Below are 20,331 nucleotides of genomic sequence, written 5' to 3'. Positions count from 1 at the left end.
GAAAAAACATCTATTCAGATCATGGTCGCAATCCAACGACTATATCTGAATAGATGTTATTTTTTTTGAGTTACTTGAAATAAATAATAAAACTAGGATTTAGTCTGGAACACAAGTCCTGTGATGGCTCAGCCGCCAAATTTCTGTTAGTGCTTTAGCACTTACAGAAAGGCCTAGTTTTGAGATTTTGCGTCTTTGGGACCATGCAAAAGCTCAAAATAGTGCCGCCATTCTCCAGCCAATCACAGGACTTGTGTGGAAGACGGAAATTTACATTAACCTAACTCAAGAAAGAACCAAATTATAATAGTTTAGCGAGACCTTTTTTCATTATTTAGCGACAGTTTTAATCCATTCGTCTAAATCATCAATATCATAATTTTCTTGGATTTGCTTCATCATCTTATTTAAAGTAATGCTATTCATTGTTGTTTTTAAAGTATTTTCAATATTATCCATCGCCGAACTAACTGCACAAGGCTCCAGCTTAGGCTTGTCTTTATTTAAAAACTGAACTAGCAAATGTTGACTAGCAAAAACCTTTTCTCGCCCCTCGATAGCCATAAAGACTTTGTAAAAATCAATTTCATCAAGTGGTATTGCCAAAGAAAAACCACCTAGCTTACCAGGAGACGATTTTACTAATCCTTCCTTTACTAGTGATTTAATTGTTTTTTTCAAATACGAGTTTGATACATGAAGTCGTTCGCTTAGTGCCAAAGAGTTGATATGTTTACCCTTTGGTAGCCGAGATAAGATTAACAAAACATAAATGGACTGTTCCCAACCCGATGATATTTTCACTTGACACACCTTCTTCATAAAACTATTATCGTCATTAGGGACATATAATATCCCTAAATGATTTGATTAAACATTTGTCTTAATTTTATCATCTAATATGTTGATTAGAAAGTGTTTCTGAGGGAACAAATGAACACTTCTAGTTCACATAACAATAATAGTTCGTGGAAAAGAGGAAGTAAATATGCAAGTAGTTTTAGGTTCTGATAAAGACGGATTTGAACTAAAAGAATTCGTTAAGAATAATTTAACTAAGCAAGGTTACGATGTAATCGATCTTACACCTACTCCTGCTAAGGACTTTATTGAATCTTCATTAGCCGTTACTCATAAGGTCCTTGAAAGCGGTATTAAAAAAGCAATTATGTTTGATGCTTATGGTGTTGGTAGTACCATGGCTTCCGATAAAGTCAAAGGTATGGTTACAGCCAACGTTGAAGAAGAACGTACTGGACATATGACAGCTTTACACAACGGTGCCAAAGCAATTGCAATTGGTTCTGGAATTGTCGGACCACAATTGGCTTTATCAATCATTAATCGTTACTTAAAGACTGATTATGCTGCCGGTAGACACCAAGTACGTCTAAATATGCTTGAGGAGATGATTTAATTATGGCTACTGATAAATATGATTACGATGAAGATAGAGCTCAACCTGAGTACGTTGATCCAAAAATTGACAAGCACACCATTGTCGCTTTAGCTAACGACCACATTGTCACTGATTTAAAGATGTTGATTTCTGACCACTTGAAGTCTGAAGGTTATCGAGTTTTGGATGTCGGAACTTATGATCACACAAGAACTCACTACCCAATTTACGGTAAACGTGCTGCTGATGCCGTAAATGATGGCCGTGCTGACTGTGCTATCGTTCTTTGTGGTACAGGTATCGGTATTGGTACTGCTGCAGATAAAAATGATGGTATCCGTGCCGCAATCGTTGGTAATATTGCTCAAGCTGTTTACGCTAAGGAACAATTGAACGCTAACGTCTTGGCCTTCGCCGGAATTGTTTTAGGACGTGACTTTGTTTTCGATATCGTTGATTATTACTTAAATGCTAAGTACAAGCCAGACGATAACAATAAAGATTTGATTGATAGAATCAATAAGATTGCTACACCAAATCCTGATCAAACCGACAACCCTAATTTCTTTGACAGTGAAAACAAGAAATGGGCTCAAGGTATTTATCACGACTAATTAAAAAATAATTAAAATTATACCCTCAAAGTTGAGAAGACTTTGAGGGTATTTTCTTTGCTATTAGTTATGCTTAGAATCTTTGCTAGGTTTTCGGTCGTTGTAAGTTTAATATCAAATTAAAAAGAGGAGATAAAATTATGAAATTTGGCAATCACTTAAAACAGGAAAGACTACAGCGCAAGTTTACCCAACAAAAAGTAGCGCACGATTTAAACGTTTCTCGACAAACTATTTCGAGTTGGGAAACCGAACACAGCTATCCCGATATTGGTAGCCTGATTCGTTTGAGCGACTATTACCAAGTTTCATTAGATCAACTTCTCAAGGAGGATACTGGTATGACTGAATATTTGAAAAAACAAGAAATTTTGAAAAGCATTAAACCCATCATCTGGATTTTGACGGCAATCGATATCATATTCTTAGGTTTTCTCATATTAAGTTTATTTAATATCATTAAACTAACGACATTGGTCAGCGTAATTATCTTTGTCATGGGAGTTTTGAATATTACCGCTATGTTCATTCTTACGCACTTTAGAAATAAGATTGAAATAAAAACTGACAATCAATCTAATCATTTTAAAATATTAATTTTCTTAACGGCCTTATCTTTGATTGCGTCCATAACATTTTACTTTGCTGGTCAATACAAATTCTCTGGCCTCTTCTCAGGTATATTTGCCAGCCTTTTAGTAATTATGATAGTGAGAAAATTGAAAAAATAGCAAAATAAATAAGACCTAGATAGAACCTCAAAAATGAATTCTATCAGGTCTTATTTGTTTATTTTTGTTGTAAAAAAGCAACTTTTTTATCAATTACATATAGTAATCCAGCTATCACTAAAATAATTACCCATAACTGAATTGGGAAGAAAAATATCAAGAAAATTCCGCCAACTATTGGTGAAATTAACTCTGATAATATCGTCGTTGTTACCACTGACACAACCAATAATCTATCAAAATTCGGTAATAACTGCGCTGCCGCAAATCCTAAAATCATTGCCGCGAAGGTTAAAGGGAAAATATCTCCCCCACGCCAATTGAAATTTAAGCACCAAGCTAGGAAAATCAATTTTAAAATCGCCATTCCTATCAAAAATAGTGCCGTTTTTTGCGACCAATCACCAACTAGTAAATGTAAGCTGTGTTGTCCTGAAAAAAGTAATTCTGGTTCTAGTAAAACGATAACTATGACACCTAAAGTTCCGATGGCCACTTTTGTTGATAAAGTCAAAGAAATTTTAGAGATTTGTTCAGTAAAAAATTGATATAACCACTTACAAATTTGAGCAAAAATCATTCCGAAAATCATTAATACCGGCACAATCCAAATTTGTTTTAAATTCCAATTAGTTTGACCCAGCTTTGTTACAAATGATGGTTGATCGGTTTGACGTAATAGCAATCCAAAACTAACTACACCATTGAGAGCAAAGATTCCATACAATAACTTCTTTTGTCTGACAATCTTTGTAACTTTGGGAGCTATTTTTTGATTGTATTTTTGTCGATATGCAAAAGGATTAAACAAACGTTTCATGCGTTCACTAATTTGAAGCTGTTTTAATTCATCGTAATGAAAATATAAATACCGTAAATTATCAGCTTGCCAAATTGATAGTGAAATAATAGCACTTAATAAAGCAGCTTCCGGTCCAACTCCAGCTCCAAAAGTCAAAATAACTAACGTAATCAATAAATTAGCAAAAACATCTTGATAGTCTATCGTCTGATTAGTCTTTAATTCCGAAATTGAATCATGCGCTGTCTTAGGAAGATGTGGCCATCGTTTCAAAAGAGAATATAAAATAAATCCACCAACTATTACAAATAAGATCTGTAGTAATTGATTATTTGTCATCCAGACTAATTCTGACAATAAATTTTCAATTATTAAAAATAAAGCTGCAATCACACCGATCACAGCACTTAAAATCAATCCATAACTAACTAATGCTATTCTTTTTATCATTTGTACGCCTTTTAAAAATTTATAAATTTATAAAAAAAACTCCACATAAAATGTGAAGTCTTCGTGATAAGGTGCATCGATTTTCCAAACGCTAATGCGCCAATCAAATTCCCTTATCTAGGTTTGGCACCGTCAGTAGTATGACATGTTTTACTAGTACAAGTCAATTGTTTTCCAAACTACATCTAGTTGTTACTTACCGAAATAGTAGTATCCGTTTTCAAATTTTGGAAGTTTAAAACCTTGTCATAGCAAGCTTTTACTGTAAATTGTTTCACATGGAACATCTTGTAGTGAGACGTATGTTTGCCCCAAGATATTGTGGTACGCTGCAATTACTTATTTTTGTAAAGATTTTACTAAATCGAAACATAATTTATGACTCAAAATAGACGATTCGGGGCTGACAGGATTAGTTAATTGTTCACTCACAGCTTTAAGAAAAGCTCGAATAATTGGATCAAAACCTCTTGTAACTAGTGTTTCTTCCCAATCTGGACGTGAAGTTTGTGTCGTCATCCCTGTTTGGTAGGTTTCCAAAAGATTCAAGTTCGTCACCGTTTGGCGTGTCGTTGCTCCCTGAACAGTTGATAATTCCAAATTGCTACCACCAACCATATTCGTAATTACTTGAACATGGCTCTTTTGACCTTCAATTGTAATATAACCCTGTTCCAAATCTCCTTTATCATTAGTTACTACAAAATTATTTACTCGTTCAATCTCTTCATCCATCAAATAAAGAGCAGTATCAACTGAATGAATCATTAAATCAAAAATAGCAAATTGTGCCGGTTGAGGCGAATTTTCACGAATCTTTTCTGAGACGATTGTTCGTTTGTCAGCAATTTGTTTCAATTCTTGGTCAAATGGTGCAAAGCGGCGGTTGAATCCACAAGTTAGCATCAAGCCTTTATTTTCAGCCAATTCATACAATTCTTCAACTTGAGCTAAATCTTCAGAAATTGGCTTATCAACATACACATTAATATCATTATTTAGTAGCTGTTTAATGATTTCATAATGCGTCTTAGTTGGTGTATGTACAAAAACTGCCAAAGGTTTTTCAGTAATCAATTCATCAAGTGTTTGATGGAAATGTTTGAAACCATACTTAGTTTCCAACATTTGACCTTTTTGTTCATTTCTAGTAGTTAGATGCCATTCAAATTTATCTTGTAATGTAGCCATAACTGGTAAATATGCTTTTTGAGCAATATTCCCTAAACCGATAACGCCAATTTTCTCCATATTATCACCTCGTAAAATATTTCTTGAGATATCTTCCAAACAAATTTAAAGCATTTTTTGCAATCGTTTTCGAAATACCTATTGAAACAATTTTACCACCTTTAATGGCAACTTCAGTTTTAAATTAATCAGATAATCTACATTATAACGGCGTTACGCTTTTAATTATCACTCGATAATTTCATTCCACTGCTTAGTATAATTAGTTAAATGTTTATTTAAGAAAGTATAATCAATTTTTCGAACATTTTCGAAGGTACTATTCTTTTTCAAATTATCTTTATTAGCTTTGATTAAGTAATCTAAGTAACGATAAGATTCCTTAGATTGACCATCGTTTAGAATAGCTGCCATTTTATAACTAAGATAAGTCTCTTCATTTGGCAAAACGTATCGAACATTTTCATTATTTTTTTGAATTTTCTCACCAATTTCATTGCTAACTACAGCCACATCAATCTTTCCTGACTGAAACATTTTAATCAAATTTTTAGGATCTTCATAAGTTTTTAAAATATTCGGACGTAATTTTTTTAATTCACTAAAGGTTGGGTTAGCGTCTATTAGACCATTATCAACAAAAACCGAAGTGACCTGCTTACGTTGATAGTGTCCCTGTGCTATGTATAGCATTTCTGGTCCAAAAACCGTTGAAATATCAGGAATAGCGAGATGTTTTTCCAATCTCTTATCCCAGAGTTGATTCCAGGAATAAAACTGTTCAATTTGTTTTACATCATAGGCAACGCCCAAAACACTAATTTGATAAGGTATACTATTCGTTTTTCTAGCGATTTGTTGTTGCTCTTTAGACAAGAGTTTAAAATTCTTTAATTTGGAAAAATCCAACTTTTTAAATCTTGCTTGTTTGTTTCCACGCACAGCGTATCTTTGTGTTAATTCGATTACGTCAATTCCCGTCTTACTATTTTCTAGACGTTCATCTTCCGTGCCAAATTCCCCTTTGATTTTTAGGTCATATTTCTCATCAAAATTCTTCCAAATATTTTCTTGCTCCTGTTTAGCAGAAGTTTTAAATGTTGAAACAGTCAGTGTCTTCTGAGATTGACCACAAGCCGTTATAAACAACATTACTAAAGATAATGCAATGATAAGTCCAATTTTCTTCTTTAACATAATTGAGCTCCCCTAACATATCTATTTTCATTAAGTATAACAAGAATTCTTCAATCAACTATCGTTATAACGACTGCAAAAAAAATTTATCAATTGATAAATAAGACTGTAAAAAAAGACTCCATAAGAATAGAAAATACCATCTAATAGAGTCTATGTTTTATCTAAATTATTTTTCAAAGAGCGGAATTTTGTGTTGTGACTTAACATCGAACATTCCTACATCAGAGATTTTTAATTCTGGAGAAACTAATAGTGAAATCGTCGAGAAGGACATTATTTCGTTGAAATTATGATACCCCAAATTTTGCATTTCTGTACGTACTTGCTTGATCTCCTGTGCCAATTCGACTACTGGTTTTGAACTAATAATTCCACCAATATTTAATGGTGCATTCGCGACTAATTGTCCTTGATTTACTACAACGTAGCCACCTTGTTCATCTACCAGTTCGTGTTGTGCTGCAACCATCGATTCCAAGTCAGTTCCCATAACCATCAAATTATGATGATCGTGAGCCCAAGTAGTACCAATTGCACCTGGCTTATTCAAAGCATTCTTTACCAAAGCAAAACTGACATTGCCATTTTTACCGTAACGTTCTTGAACCATCAATAACGATAAACCGGCACTTTGCCAATCCACTAAACCATTCTTAACTGCTAATCTTTCTTGAATGTGTTTTGTAAAAGTACCTTGTTGATTTATTTCTATTACGTTAGCCAAAACACTAGTTTTGTCACTTGATAATTCTAAATCAGCCGTTGTTATTTTTTTAACCTTAACTGAATTCTTCAATGATACTGAAAATTTTGGATGTAACGGCGTTATATTGGAGCTTAACCGACCAGATTTATAGACTTCTTGAATATTAAATTGTTGTGGATCACCCAAAAAGATTAAATCAGCCACTCTACCCGGAGCAATCGCCCCACGGTCATTCAAAGACATTCTTCTAGCTGGAGTATAGGTTGCCATATAAATAGCTTTTTCAGCCGGCATTCCCATATCGATAGCTTCCTTAACGATAACATTCAAATGTCCATTGACTAAGTCATCTGCCATCACATCATCCGTCACAAAGGCTGCATATTCATAGAAGTTATGATCAATGATGGTTTGCATATTCTCTTTTGACATTGATTTCTTCTGAAATTGGATAAATATCCCATTATTGATTCGTTCAACAATACTAGTTGGTGTTTGATAAGTGTGATCAGAAGTAATTCCACTGGCAGCAAATTTGGCTAAGTCTAAGCCAGAATATTGAGGACAGTGTCCTTCCAGAGGCATTGTCGGTCTAAGTTCCTTACACAGCTTAATAATTTGTCTGATCAAAGATTCAGGCTGAGAAACGATACCTTTGAAATTCATTGCTTCACCTAGACAAACGATTCTAGGATCTTTAAGCAATTCTTCTGTCTCCGCTAATCCTATCACGCCACCAGTAGTTTCCATTTCGGTTCTAGTTGAAGGAACTGAAGAAGGTAGTGCATAAAAGACATCAATAATACTCTTTTGAGCCATAAAATCTTTTAAACCTTTGATTCCAGCCACATTTGAAATCTCATGCGCATCAGCGATGACCGTTGTTGTTCCAAATCTAACAGCTTCATTTCCAAAATGAGCAGGATCAGTCATGGAACTTTCAATGTGCATATGAGAATCGATCAATCCCGGAATAATATAACGATTATAAGCGTCAACAATTTTTTTTGCTTCAAATTGTAAATCGGCTCCAACCATTAAAATTTTCCCATTTTCAATCGCAATATTTTTTCTTTCAAACTTTTGTGAAAAAGTATTAAAAACTAGTCCATTTTCAATCAACGTATCTACTTGCATTTTCAACTTCCCTTTTAGTTCATAGTTTGATTCCATTGCTTGATCCATGATGGTAATTCTTTGTTAACGTAGTTGAAATCAATCATCTTAGCACGTTTAGCAGTATCACCGTAAGTCATGTATTGAGGATCTTTTAATGTTACTGATGAGTTGACTGGAGCATTATTCAATGAATTTGATTCAGCAACCTTACTTTGAGAAGCTTTGCTGATACGGTAATCAATGTACTTATAAGCAGCATCTTCATTTTTACTATTCTTCAAAATTGAAACTGTATCGTAATTAGCATATGTACCTGATTCTGGAACCATGTATTCAACATCAGGAGCAGCATTTTTGATCATACCAACAGCAAAATCACCTACAACTGCAGCATCGATTTCACCAGACTTAAACATGTTAGCTAGGTCAGAAGATTTAGCATAAGTTTTAACTACATTAGGTTTCAAGGCTTTCAATTGTGCGAAAGCTTGCTTTTCATCAACTTTGCCGTTGTCTACAAAGCTAGAACTTGCTTGAAGGTTTTGAGCGTGTTGATTAGCGATATAAACCATAGCTGGACCAAATGTTGTTGCAATATCAGGAATAGCGATTTTACCTTCTAATTTCTTATCCCAAAGTTGATCCCAAGAAGTGATTTTGCCAATTTTTTTAGGATTGTAAATAATCCCAATACTATTGACCGTATAAGGGACACTATTAGTTTCCTTAGCTAATTTTTGTTGATCTTTTGAAAGATATTTGAAGTTCTTAATTTTACTGAAATCAAGTTTCTTAAATAAATTCTTGTTACTACCTGCAACAGCGTTATTTTGAGCTAATTCAATAACGTCAACGCCAGAATTTGGGTTGTGTGAGATTTGTGTGAATCTAGAAGAACTGTCCCCAAACTGACTCTTAACTGTCAAATCGTTAGCTTTAGCAAATGGATTGAAAACATCCCTAGTCATTTGTTTAGTTGCTAAACCAAAAGTTGAAACAGTTAATTGTTTATTAGCAGTCTTACCACATCCGGCAACTGTCAATGCAATCAAGAGCGTTGTAACGATAGTCAAAATCTTTGCAAATTTTTTCATATTTTCACCTATTTAATTTATTTATTCTCTAGTTCAATTAGTGATTGTTTATCAAAATATAAAGTTAGTTCAGAACCTATTTGATAATCCTTATTGTCAGTGTCAACTTTCATCCGACCTAGTTCTGTTTCAACGATATATTGATAACAATCGCCCAAAAAGTTACGAGCTGTAATCTTACCTTTCAAAGTATTGTTTCCCGTACCTACTTTGATATTTTCAGGTCTGATTGTTAGATACTTACCCGAATTTGTATCGTTATAACTCCAACCATGTTCTGTAGCCCAGTCTTTAGAAATAAAGTTGTCATAACCAATAAATTCAGCCACAAAACGTGTCTTTGGATGTTGATAGATTCGTTCAGGTGTATCAAGTTGTTCAATTTTACCTTTATTCATCACTGCTACACGATCTGAAATAGCAAAACATTCTTCTTGATCATGAGTTACAAAAATCGTTGTCATTTTCATCTTTTTTTGTAAACGACTAATTTCTTCACGCATTTCTATTCGTAACTTAGCATCCAAATTACTCAAAGGTTCGTCTAGCAACAAAACATCCGGATTAATAGCTAAAGCACGGGCTAATGAGACTCGTTGTTGCTGTCCACCAGATAATTCACTAGGCATCCTATCTTTCAAATCTATCAAGCCGGTTGTTTTCAAAATACTCAAAGTTTTTTCTGAAATCACTTCTTTAGATAGTTTCTTACGCTTTAATCCGAAGGCCACATTTTGAAAAATTGTCATATGAGGAAACAAGGCATAACTTTGAAAAACCATTCCAAAATTTCTTTTATAAACTGGTACCTTGGAAATATCATTTCCAGCGACTTTAATAGAACCACCCTGAATCGGTAACAATCCTGATATCAGCCTTAACATGGTTGTTTTTCCGCAACCACTAGGTCCCAAAATCGATAACAACTCACCATTATTAATTTCCAACGATAAATCTTTTAGAATTTGTTTATTTTTTTGATATGACAGAGTTAGATTCTCTATTTTTATTTGTGCCAAAATATGTCTCCTAAGTTAGTTTGTTTAATCCCAAATACTTCTCAGCAATCATCATCAAAGCAGCTGTGATGAGCATCAAAATAACTGACACTGCCGATACAGTCGGATCATAATTGTTTTCCAAATAATTCAAAATGGATGTTGGTAGCATGTTCAACGATGGTCCATTCATGAACAACGTAATCGGAATGTTGTTGAAGGAAGTAATAAAAGAGAGAATGAATGCTGCCAAAATACTCTGTTTAATATTAGGAATAACGACTTTGAAAAACGTCACAATTTTGTTATATCCGACCATCCAGGCGGCTTCCTCAATTCGATTGTCAAAATCCATCATCCCTGCTGTCAGTAAACGAATCACATAAGGCAAACACAACAAGCAATGTCCGACTAACAAACTCAAAAACAGTGGCAATCCAAAACTAATTACTAACGTTTGATAAAGCGCAAAACCGATAACTATTTCTGGTATTAAAGCTGGATTCAAGAAGATATTTTGAAACCAACTCTTATGGTGGATTTGAAAATGCGTTAATGCATAAACTGCAGGAATCCCAATTAACAGGGCGATTGTTGCTGCCAAAATAGCAACTATAAAACTCATCTTCATTCCCTCGACAAAGTCTGGCTGTTGAAATACATTGTGATACCAGTTCAATGTGAAGCCTTTAATTGGAAAAGATATTGCCGTCTCTGACCCAAAAGAAGTAATTATGACTATCATCAGCGGCAAAATTAGCAGCAACAAAACGATAAAACCTATCACTGATGAAAATCTAATTTTTGATTTCAAGATTATTCCTCCGATCTAGCATCTTAGAAACTTTATTTAGAACAAACATCGTTACAACAGCGATAACTGTCAAAACAATTGCTATCACACTGGCACTAGTCCAGTTACCTAAAGTAATCGATTGTTGCTGTAATAAAGTGGCCAGAACCATATTCTTATTTCCACCCAATAATTGTGGTGTGGTATAAGCCGTCAATGCTCCCACAAAAACCAAAATCGAACCAGTAAATATTCCCAAAGATACTTGTGGCAAGATAACTTTGAAGAAGACAACTACCGGTCTAGCTCCCAAAACTTCAGCAGCCTCTTCTATTTCACTATTCAGCTGTGAAAAAGAACTGACTAATGAGGTAATCATGATTGGTAGGAATAAGTAAACTGCCCCAATAATGATGGCAAGATTCGTATAAAGTAACGTCAAAGGAGTATCAATTAGATGAATTTTCATTAAAAAATTATTGATCACTCCGTTCTTACCAAGAATCATTATCCAAGCAAAATTTCTCACGACCGCATTAGTTAATATTGGAAACAAGACGATAATACTAACTAATTTTCGCCAATTTCCGTTCAAGCGTGAAATCCAATAAGCAGTCGGCAATCCTAAGCCTAAAGTTACTAAGGTTGTAGCCACAGCAATCATTAATGTTCGGTAAATCACCTTTAAATTGTTACTGCTTGAAAAGAACAATCGATAATTTTCAAACAAAGAATTTCCACTAGTAAAAGTTGGAATAAACATTCTTAGCGCTGGGTATATCAACAAAATAATAATAATTAATAAACCTGGTAATAAAAGCAACGTGGTGGATCTTTTCAAAATTGTTCAACCTTTCTATTTGATTCAATACACAACAAATTATACTAAAACACGAACAATGTCAATAATTTATTTTTTATCGTTCGTAAAATATAAAATCAAATGAATTATTAAAATTAATATTTTTTTATTCAATCCATTGAACATTGCTACCAAGGGATTTTCACTCAAAAGATTTACTTTTTTCAGAAAAATAAATATCGGTACAATACACTTTGTCAAAATTTAATTTATAGTTGTCCATAACGTTATAGCACTAAAATTATACAAAAAAGAACCCCGTCAGGATTTTTTACATCCCAATGAGGTTCTTTTTAATTATTTAGCTTCAGGTAATTTAGCAATCTTACCTTGTTCAATATAAACACTCAAAATTCCAATATCAGCTGGATTAACACCACTGATACGACTAGCTTGAGCAATTGTCTGCGGATTGATTTTACTTAGCTTTTGAACAGCTTCAGTAGCTAAACTATCAACCTTTGTATAGTCGATACGTTCAGGGATCTTCTTTGATTCCATCTTCTTCAAACGTTCGATACGCATTTTCTCTTTTTTGATATAGCCATCATACTTAGTAGCAATCTCTACTTGTTCAGCCACGCGACGATCGACTGGATAATCAGCTTCTCCAACCATATCGATGATGTCCGAATAGTGCACTTCTGGTCTTCTCAAGAAATGATCAGCCAAGATTCCATCTTTTAATGGCTTCAAATCATGTGCTTTTAAGAATGATAGGGCCATCTTAGGAGTAATCATTTTACGTGAAAGGCGATTTAGTTCCATCTCAATAGTTTGACGCTTTTGTTTGAAGGCATCATAACGTTTGTCACTGATTAAGCCTAGATTGTAGCCATAATCTGTTAAACGTAAATCGGCGTTATCGTGACGCAAAATCAAACGATATTCAGCACGACTAGTTAACAAACGATAAGGTTCGTTAGTTCCCTTAGTAACTAAGTCATCAATTAATACACCAATATAAGCTTCGTCACGACGTAAGATAAATGGATCCTTACCTTCAGCACGTAAAGCAGCGTTGATACCAGCCATGATACCTTGTCCAGCAGCTTCTTCATAACCAGAAGTTCCATTCATTTGACCAGCTGTGAAGAGGTTCTTAACGACCTTAGTTTCAAGGTTTAGTTTCAATTGCCAAGGCTCGATAACATCGTATTCAATCGCATAACCAGGACGCATCAACTTAGCATTTTCTAGTCCAGCAACAGAATGTAACATCTTCAATTGAACTTCTTCAGGCATTGAAGTTGAGAAATCACCAACGTAATATTCCTTAGTATCCTTACCTTCTGGTTCCAAAAAGATTTGATGTCTTGGCTTATCAGCGAAACGAACAATCTTATCTTCGATTGAAGGACAATATCTTGGTCCCACACCCTTGATGACTCCAGAGAACATTGGTGCACGGTCAAGATTTTCACGGATGATCTTGTGAGTATCAGCGTTAGTATAAGTCATCCAACAAGAAATTTGATGTTGTAAGTAATTTGAATCTGGTGTTTCAAACGAGAAATGGTTTGGTTCTTTGTCACCAGGTTGTTCAATCGTTTTATCAAAGTTAATTGTGTTCTTATTAACGCGTGGAGGTGTACCAGTCTTAAAACGCGTCAACTTGAAACCATGCTTTTCAAGATCTTCTGAAAGCTTAATTGAAGGAATACTGTTATTAGGACCTGATGAATACATCAATTCCCCAATAATGATCTTTCCTCGTGAAGAAGTTCCAGCTGTCAGAACAACTGATTTAGCATGATATCTGGCACCTGTAGCTGTGACGATACCTTTGCAGACGCCATCTTCAACGATTAATCTTTCAGCAATTCCTTGGCGAAGCGTCAAATTAGGCTCATCTTCAAGAACATCTTTCATCATACGGTGATACATGTTCTTATCAGCTTGAGCACGTAAAGCACGAACTGCTGGACCTTTACCAGTGTTGAGCATTCTCATTTGAATGTAGGTCTTATCAATATTGCGACCCATTTCCCCACCTAAAGCGTCAATTTCACGAACGACGATTCCTTTAGCGGGTCCACCAACCGAAGGATTGCATGGCATGAAAGCGACCATATCCAAGTTGATAGTAATTAAAAGTGTTTTTTGGCCCATTCTGGCAGCAGCCAAAGCAGCTTCTGAACCAGCGTGACCAGCACCTACAACGATGACGTCATAAGTCTCTGAATCAAATTCCTTAATATCCATTCTTTATTCACCTATATACTTATTTTCCTAAACAAAATTGTGAGAATAATTGCGTGATCAATTCATCTTGATAACTTTCACCCGTAATTTCTCCGAGAGTGTCCCAGCAAGCCGTCATATCGATTTGTACTAAGTCGATAGGCATTCCTGCTTCGATTCCAGAAATAACGTCATTGATGCTATTTTTGGCTTTACGAAGCAATCCAGCTTGACGCGCACTTGTAATAATCACGTTGCTGCTGTTGTTATCTTCAATTCCAGCATTAAACAATTTACTAATAGTTTGCTTGATTGTTTCAATTCCGTCGTTTTTGATAGCTGAAGTCTTCAAAATCACATCGTCAGCTTTTAGTTGCACAACTGAGTTTGGAGTAATTACTGGCATCAAATCAACTTTATTAAAAATTACAATTCGACGTTTGTCCTGAGTAGCATCGAGTAATTCTAAATCGTCTTCTTCTAATTCACGACTAGAATCTAGAACTAAGATCACTAGATCTGCACCCTTTAGAGCTGCTTTAGAACGTTCAACACCGATTTTTTCAACCTTGTCTTCAGTGTCACGAATACCGGCAGTATCGATCAGCTTCAAAGGTACCCCATCGATATTGACATATTGTTCGACCACATCTCTAGTTGTTCCGGCAACATCAGTAACGATAGCTTTCTCTTCATCTAAAAGACGATTTAATAAACTAGATTTACCAACGTTAGGTTTCCCAACAATTGCCGTAGCTAAACCGTGTTGCAAAATTTCACCACTATCAGCTGTCTTCAATAAACTATCGATACTCTTGCTGACAGTTTTAGCCTTTTCCAAAAGCATTTTCGTCGTCATTTGGTCGGTATCATATTCTGGATAATCGATGTTAACTTCAACTTGAGCCAACGAATCCAATATTTCTTGACGCAAATTAGAAATCAAATGATGTAAATTTCCATCCAGTTGATTAACGGCTACTTGCATAGCTTTATCAGTTTTAGCACGAATCAAGTCCATTACTGATTCAGCTTGTGTCAGATCAATTCGACCATTTAAGAAGGCACGTTTAGTAAACTCACCTGGTTCGGCCATTCTAGCACCATAGGCCAACAATAATTGGAGCACTTTATTAGTTGCAACTATACCCCCGTGGGTATTTATTTCAATGATATCTTCTCGCGTAAAAGTCTTTGGGGCCCGCATTACAGAGACCATAACTTCATCAATCAAAGAGTCATCGCTTGGATCATAAATGTGGCCATAATTAATTGTATGACTAGCAACTTTGGATAAATCACGTCCCTTAAAAACTTTTTTAGCAACGTTAACTGCTTGATCTCCTGACATCCTAACAATTGAGATAGCACCTTCCCCAGGAGGCGTCGAAATTGCAGCAATAGTGTCATATTCGGTTACTGAACTTGGCATAATTTATTTCCTTCCTTGTTTTTGAGCATAAAAAAAGTGCATAATCCGCCAATGTTTGACGGAAAAGCACCTTGACTACTTTTCTATATATGATATATGAATAATTTCAAAAAACATCTTAACGAGATTTTTTTAAATTGTCAATTATTTTCGATTCTTATAAACACGTTTCTTAGCTTTTCTAAGTCGACGTTGTTTTTCTTTCTCAGCTTCCGCAGCTTCTCTTTGTTCACGACGATACTTGAACGGATTTTGGAAAGCCAATGTCTGGAGAACTTGGAACGCATTAGTTACTACCCAGTAAATTGTAATAGCTGATGGGAAAGTTAATGCTGGTACAAAGATAAAGATTGGCATAACCCAAGTCATGATCTTTGTCGTCGAATTTTGTGTTGGCTGTGAGTAGCTAGAAATGTAAGTACTTAAGAAAGTAAATACAGCCGCTAAGATAGCCATAATGTAGTATGGGTCGGCTTTACCAAGTTGCATCCATAAGAAACTACCATTACGAAGTTGAGTTGTCTTATAAATAGCTTGATACAAAGCAAACATAACTGGTAGTTGAATCACCAATGGTAAACATCCAGCTACAGGGTTCACTCCCGCCTCACTATAAAGTTTTTGTGTCTCATCACGTAGTTTTTGTTGAGTGTCCACATCTTTAGCGGAATATTTCTTTTGAAGAGCCTGCATTTGAGGTTGGATCTTCATTTGCTTATTCATACTCTTGATTTGATACCAATTAAGTGGCAACAAGATAACTCTCACTAAAATAGTGAAGATTATAATGGCCCAACCATAACTGTTATTTACTAATGAAGCTAACCAGAGGATGAATCTAGAAAAACTATAAATAACGTAATGATCCCAGAATCCCGTACTATTGCTTGTGATTGGCTCGTTTAGGTTTGAACATCCAGCTAAAACCAAGACAACACTAAGCAGTAGAGCAACACCTATGTATTTCTTTAAGCTTTTTTTATTCACTTTTACACCTATTAGTCATATTTTTTAACTCTATTTTAATACATTACCTAATTTCAATAAATGTACAATATTTTTTTTCGTCTCAAACATATCTAAATCTACTGCCGGTTTTCTAGCTATAATCAAGAAATCCAATTCAGCTGGAATCTCTGGCTTCAACTCTAATAGTGATTGGCGTACATATCTCTTGATACGATTACGACCAACTGCTGTATGCGAAACTTTTTTTCCGACTGAAAGTCCTACACGAAAATGTTTCTGCCCTTCTTTAGGCATTTTGTATAAGACAAAATTGCGATTTGCAACCGAAGCCCCGTTGGAATAGACATATTGAAACTCATTTTCTTTTTTTATTCGATAGCTTTTTCTCATATGTCACCAGTCTACTCTCGTTTTGTAATAAAAAAAGACCACCAAATGTTTAGTGATCCTTCAAAACTAAGCTGATAATACTTTACGACCCTTTTTACGGCGTCTTGCTAAAACTTTGCGACCATTACTTGTACTCATTCTCTTCATGAAACCATGGACGCGTTCACGGTGACGCTTCTTTGGTTGAAATGTTCTCTTTGTAGTCATCAGTAAACCTCCTGACTCTTATATTTAATTAAAATTCACTTCTTCAGACAATTGCTTAACTAGCATATCATGTTATGACGATTTTTTAAATAACTAATTTCCTATAAATACAAGTTTTTTTAGAAAGTTTTTCGCAATTTCAACTGTGGATAAAAAAATAAAACTTGCATAACCTTTTTTTTCCACAACCGTTTTAACAGACTTTTACCCTGTGGATTTTTACTGTGTTATAGTTTTCCACAAGGGTTGTTAAATTCTTGTTTTTTCTATGTAACAGTTGCTGATAAAGGTTTCACTTGTCTGTTAATTGTGGATAACTATGTTAATAATTATCCACATCTTTGATTTTCCACAAAACTGTGGATTAAGAAAATACCTGTTATTATTTCTTCTAAATTTAAACGTGTGTTCTGTGGAAAACTATTAATTAGAATGATAAACTATAAATTGTCATTTTAGGGAAAAACTTATCCACAACTACAGATTGGGGGGAAATAATTGCAAAATATTAATAACTCAACAGATCCAAAGCTGACTGAATTTTGGGATTTCTTTACTAATAAGTTAAGATCTCAATTAACTCCAGTCAGCTATTCGACTTGGGTTGAAAGTGCTGATCCCTTATACATTGATGGAAATAACATTTATATTTCTGTACCAACTAAACTTCACAAAGATTATTGGGAACGTAACTATACAGAAAAAATTGCTATTTACTCATATGAATTAAACGGAACTGAACTGAATCCAATAATTGAAAATGATGAAGACAAAACAAAAAAAGAGGAACAAACAATTGCTCCCCACGTTGAACCAGAAACTAACTCTGCTCAACCTAAACATGTTTTTCATAATTCGCATTTAAATCCGAAATATACTTTTTCTTCTTTTATTGTTGGTAGTGGTAATCAGATGGCACATGCGGCCGCACTTGCAGCTGCTGAAGATCCAGGTGGAGTATACAATCCGCTCTTTATTTATGGAGGTGTTGGTTTAGGAAAGACGCATTTAATGCAAGCTGTCGGACATCAAATGATCAAATTAGATCCGTTAGCTAAAGTTAAATACGTGACTAGTGAAACCTTTGCCAATGACTTTATCAACTCAATTCAGACGAGAACTCAAGATGAATTTAGACAAGAATATCGAAACGTCGATCTACTATTAATAGATGATGTCCAATTTTTTGCTAAAAAAGAGGGGACTCAGGAAGAATTTTTCCATACATTTAATGAGCTCTACGAAAATGGCAAACAAATCGTGATGACTTCAGATCGTTTGCCAAAAGAAATCCCAGAATTACAAGCACGCCTAGTTTCCAGATTTACTAGCGGTCTTTCAGCTGACATCACAGCACCCGATCTTGAAACTAGAATTGCTATTCTGCGAAACAAAGCTAAAGCTGAACATCTAGAAATTCCAAATGACACATTATCCTATATTGCAGCGCAAGTTGACACGAATGTCCGTGAACTTGAAGGTGCACTTATTCGCGTTCAAGCTTATTCAACGACACAAAATACTGATATTACTAAATCAGTTGCCGCTGATGCTTTAAGAGATTTCAAGCGGACTAACGACCGCAACGGACTTTCAATTAGTAAAATTCAAAGTAAAGTTGCCAAATTTTATCATGTGACTGTTCAAGATATTAAAGGCAAGAAACGTGTAAAATCAATCGTTGTTCCACGACAAATCGCAATGTATTTATCAAGAGAATTGACTGATAAATCCTTACCACAAATCGGAATGGAATTTGGCGGTAAAGATCATACGACAGTAATGCATTCTTGTGATAAAATATCCGAATTGCTCATTAAAGATGCTGACTTGAAACGCTCAGTCAACGAATTAAAAGATGACCTCAGAAATTAACATGTTAACAACTTTGAGCTTTTCCCACAGTTATCCACAGCTGTTAATAACATGTGTTTTTCTATTAGAATCAATAATCAGAAGAGTTTTCCACAGTTTTAACAGTGCCTACTACTACTTCTATCTTTATATTAATTAATTAAAAAGGGAGTTACCTATGAAATTTTCTATTGATCGATCAAAGTTCATTACTCAAACTAGTAACGTTCAAAGAGCAATTTCGACAAAGACAACTATTCCTATTTTGACAGGAATGAAATTAGATCTTTCGGAATCAGGCTTAACAATTACAGGAAGTAATTCTGATATTTCTATCACATCATTTATTTCTAAAGATGATAACGATAATGATTTAAAAATCGAAAGCACTGGTGCAATTGTTTTACCAGCTAGATTTTTCAACGAAATTATCAAAAAACTTCCAGGCGATAATTTCGAACTTGAAGTTTTGAACAACAATCAAACTTTAATTAAGTCCGGAGTTTCAGAATTTACAATTAACGGATTAGATGCTGTAAATTATCCACATCTTCCAGAGGTTGAAACCGACAATCAATTAGTTTTACCAACTGATGTTTTCAAGGAAGTCGTTAACCAAACAGTTATTGCCGTTTCAACTCAAGAAAGTCGTCCAGTTCTAACTGGGGTTAACTTCTTGATTACTGGTGAAGGTTTAACAGCAGTTGCAACTGATAGTCACCGTCTTTCACAAAGAAAGATCAACATCACAAGTGATGAAGATTATAATTTGATCATTCCTGGTAAGAGTTTGACTGAACTAGTTAGAACTATCAGCGATACAGTCAAAGAAATCTCAATGTCAATTTCAGAAAACCAAGTTTTATTCAGTTTTGACAATATTATGTTCTACTCAAGATTGCTTGATGGAAGATATCCTGAAACTGACCGCTTGATTCCTGATGAATCCAATACTCGTTTAACTTTTGATTCATCAAGTTTTCTGGCTTCAGTTGAACGTGCTTCACTTCTTTCTCATGAAAGTAGAAACAACGTTATCAAGCTAGAAATCAAAGCTGTTGATAAAAAAGCTACACTTTATGGAAATTCTCCAGAAGTTGGTACCGTAGAAGAAGTTCTTGATTGCGAAAACATCGAAGGCGACGATTTGGAAATTTCCTTCAATCCTGATTATCTAAAGGATGCTTTAAGATCATTCGGAAGTAACACAAACATTGAGATGAGTTTTACTTCTCCATTACATCCATTTACTTTAAGACCGGTGGATGATCGCGATAATTTCGTTCAACTTATCACGCCAGTACGAACATTTTAATGTGAATAATGCAAAATAGAC

The 20,331-nt window shown here is 34.8% G+C and carries 19 protein-coding genes; 5 read left to right on the top strand and 14 right to left on the bottom strand.

Annotation, left to right across the window (positions count from 1 at the left end):
* Window positions 1-330: 330 nt before the first annotated feature.
* Window positions 331-804: an RrF2 family transcriptional regulator gene (locus tag FC88_RS05120; RefSeq protein WP_057813451.1), complete on the bottom strand. Its 474-nt coding sequence runs from the start codon at window positions 802-804 to the stop codon at window positions 331-333.
* A 184-nt stretch (window positions 805-988) separates the two neighbouring features.
* On the opposite strand from FC88_RS05120, the gene lacA reads away from it, so the two are divergent.
* From lacA to FC88_RS05105, 3 genes are all read left to right on the top strand, one after another.
* Window positions 989-1,417 carry a galactose-6-phosphate isomerase subunit LacA gene (gene lacA, locus FC88_RS05115; RefSeq protein WP_057813448.1) on the top strand — a complete coding sequence of 143 codons (429 nt, stop codon included), beginning with the start codon at window positions 989-991 and terminating at the stop codon, window positions 1,415-1,417.
* 122 nt (window positions 1,418-1,539) lie between these two features.
* Window positions 1,540-2,013, top strand: a complete 474-nt coding sequence (locus tag FC88_RS05110) for an RpiB/LacA/LacB family sugar-phosphate isomerase (protein ID WP_057813459.1) — start codon at window positions 1,540-1,542, stop codon at window positions 2,011-2,013.
* Window positions 2,014-2,153: 140 nt separating this feature from the next.
* The gene (locus FC88_RS05105) at window positions 2,154-2,744 is read left to right on the top strand and encodes a helix-turn-helix domain-containing protein (RefSeq protein WP_057813446.1); all 591 of its coding nucleotides are present in this window, start codon (window positions 2,154-2,156) and stop codon (window positions 2,742-2,744) included.
* A 58-nt stretch (window positions 2,745-2,802) separates the two neighbouring features.
* Here FC88_RS05105 and FC88_RS05100 read toward each other — a convergent pair whose 3' ends face one another.
* The 13 genes from FC88_RS05100 to rpmH all read right to left on the bottom strand — a co-directional run bounded on the left by FC88_RS05100 (window position 2,803) and on the right by rpmH (window position 17,141).
* Window positions 2,803-3,996 (bottom strand): chloride channel protein, encoded by a 1,194-nt coding sequence (locus FC88_RS05100; protein WP_057813444.1) that lies wholly within the window; start codon window positions 3,994-3,996, stop codon window positions 2,803-2,805.
* Window positions 3,997-4,335: 339 nt separating this feature from the next.
* Window positions 4,336-5,247: a Gfo/Idh/MocA family protein gene (locus FC88_RS05095; protein ID WP_057813442.1), complete on the bottom strand. Its 912-nt coding sequence runs from the start codon at window positions 5,245-5,247 to the stop codon at window positions 4,336-4,338.
* A 168-nt stretch (window positions 5,248-5,415) separates the two neighbouring features.
* Window positions 5,416-6,384, bottom strand: a complete 969-nt coding sequence (locus tag FC88_RS05090; RefSeq protein ID WP_057813440.1) for an ABC transporter substrate-binding protein — start codon at window positions 6,382-6,384, stop codon at window positions 5,416-5,418.
* A 169-nt stretch (window positions 6,385-6,553) separates the two neighbouring features.
* Complete coding sequence (locus FC88_RS05085) at window positions 6,554-8,230, bottom strand: adenine deaminase C-terminal domain-containing protein (protein ID WP_057813457.1); 1,677 nt, start codon at window positions 8,228-8,230, stop codon at window positions 6,554-6,556.
* A 14-nt stretch (window positions 8,231-8,244) separates the two neighbouring features.
* The gene (locus tag FC88_RS05080) at window positions 8,245-9,306 is read right to left on the bottom strand and encodes an ABC transporter substrate-binding protein (protein WP_057813438.1); all 1,062 of its coding nucleotides are present in this window, start codon (window positions 9,304-9,306) and stop codon (window positions 8,245-8,247) included.
* 17 nt (window positions 9,307-9,323) lie between these two features.
* Window positions 9,324-10,325: an ABC transporter ATP-binding protein gene (locus tag FC88_RS05075; RefSeq protein WP_057813435.1), complete on the bottom strand. Its 1,002-nt coding sequence runs from the start codon at window positions 10,323-10,325 to the stop codon at window positions 9,324-9,326.
* Window positions 10,326-10,335: 10 nt separating this feature from the next.
* Window positions 10,336-11,121 (bottom strand): ABC transporter permease, encoded by a 786-nt coding sequence (locus FC88_RS05070; protein WP_057813433.1) that lies wholly within the window; start codon window positions 11,119-11,121, stop codon window positions 10,336-10,338.
* Window positions 11,102-11,860 (bottom strand): ABC transporter permease, encoded by a 759-nt coding sequence (locus tag FC88_RS05065; RefSeq protein ID WP_083484562.1) that lies wholly within the window; start codon window positions 11,858-11,860, stop codon window positions 11,102-11,104. The genes FC88_RS05070 and FC88_RS05065 overlap by 20 nt, the downstream gene beginning before the upstream one ends.
* A 396-nt stretch (window positions 11,861-12,256) precedes the next feature.
* On the bottom strand, window positions 12,257-14,164 hold the full coding sequence (mnmG, locus tag FC88_RS05060) for a tRNA uridine-5-carboxymethylaminomethyl(34) synthesis enzyme MnmG (RefSeq protein WP_057813430.1): 1,908 nt from the start codon (window positions 14,162-14,164) through the stop codon (window positions 12,257-12,259).
* A gap of 19 nt (window positions 14,165-14,183) precedes the next feature.
* A complete protein-coding gene (mnmE, locus tag FC88_RS05055) occupies window positions 14,184-15,575 on the bottom strand; it encodes a tRNA uridine-5-carboxymethylaminomethyl(34) synthesis GTPase MnmE (RefSeq protein WP_057813428.1) in 1,392 nt (463 codons plus the stop codon).
* A gap of 144 nt (window positions 15,576-15,719) precedes the next feature.
* A complete protein-coding gene (gene yidC, locus FC88_RS05050) occupies window positions 15,720-16,562 on the bottom strand; it encodes a membrane protein insertase YidC (RefSeq protein WP_057813426.1) in 843 nt (280 codons plus the stop codon).
* Window positions 16,563-16,592: 30 nt separating this feature from the next.
* Window positions 16,593-16,934: a ribonuclease P protein component gene (gene rnpA / locus FC88_RS05045; protein WP_057813424.1), complete on the bottom strand. Its 342-nt coding sequence runs from the start codon at window positions 16,932-16,934 to the stop codon at window positions 16,593-16,595.
* 66 nt (window positions 16,935-17,000) lie between these two features.
* The gene (gene rpmH, locus FC88_RS05040; protein ID WP_010625561.1) at window positions 17,001-17,141 is read right to left on the bottom strand and encodes a 50S ribosomal protein L34; all 141 of its coding nucleotides are present in this window, start codon (window positions 17,139-17,141) and stop codon (window positions 17,001-17,003) included.
* Between the two features lie 498 nt (window positions 17,142-17,639).
* Here rpmH and dnaA point away from each other — a divergent pair, with 498 nt between their 5' ends.
* Window positions 17,640-19,016 (top strand): chromosomal replication initiator protein DnaA, encoded by a 1,377-nt coding sequence (dnaA, locus tag FC88_RS05035; protein ID WP_412030866.1) that lies wholly within the window; start codon window positions 17,640-17,642, stop codon window positions 19,014-19,016.
* Window positions 19,017-19,173: 157 nt separating this feature from the next.
* Window positions 19,174-20,310 (top strand): DNA polymerase III subunit beta, encoded by a 1,137-nt coding sequence (gene dnaN, locus FC88_RS05030; protein WP_057813422.1) that lies wholly within the window; start codon window positions 19,174-19,176, stop codon window positions 20,308-20,310.
* Window positions 20,311-20,331 lie beyond the last annotated feature (21 nt).

This window comes from Companilactobacillus futsaii JCM 17355 (assembly GCF_001435505.1).
GTDB classification, from domain to species: domain Bacteria; phylum Bacillota; class Bacilli; order Lactobacillales; family Lactobacillaceae; genus Companilactobacillus; species Companilactobacillus futsaii.
This window is presented reverse-complemented; position numbering and strand designations above follow the sequence as displayed.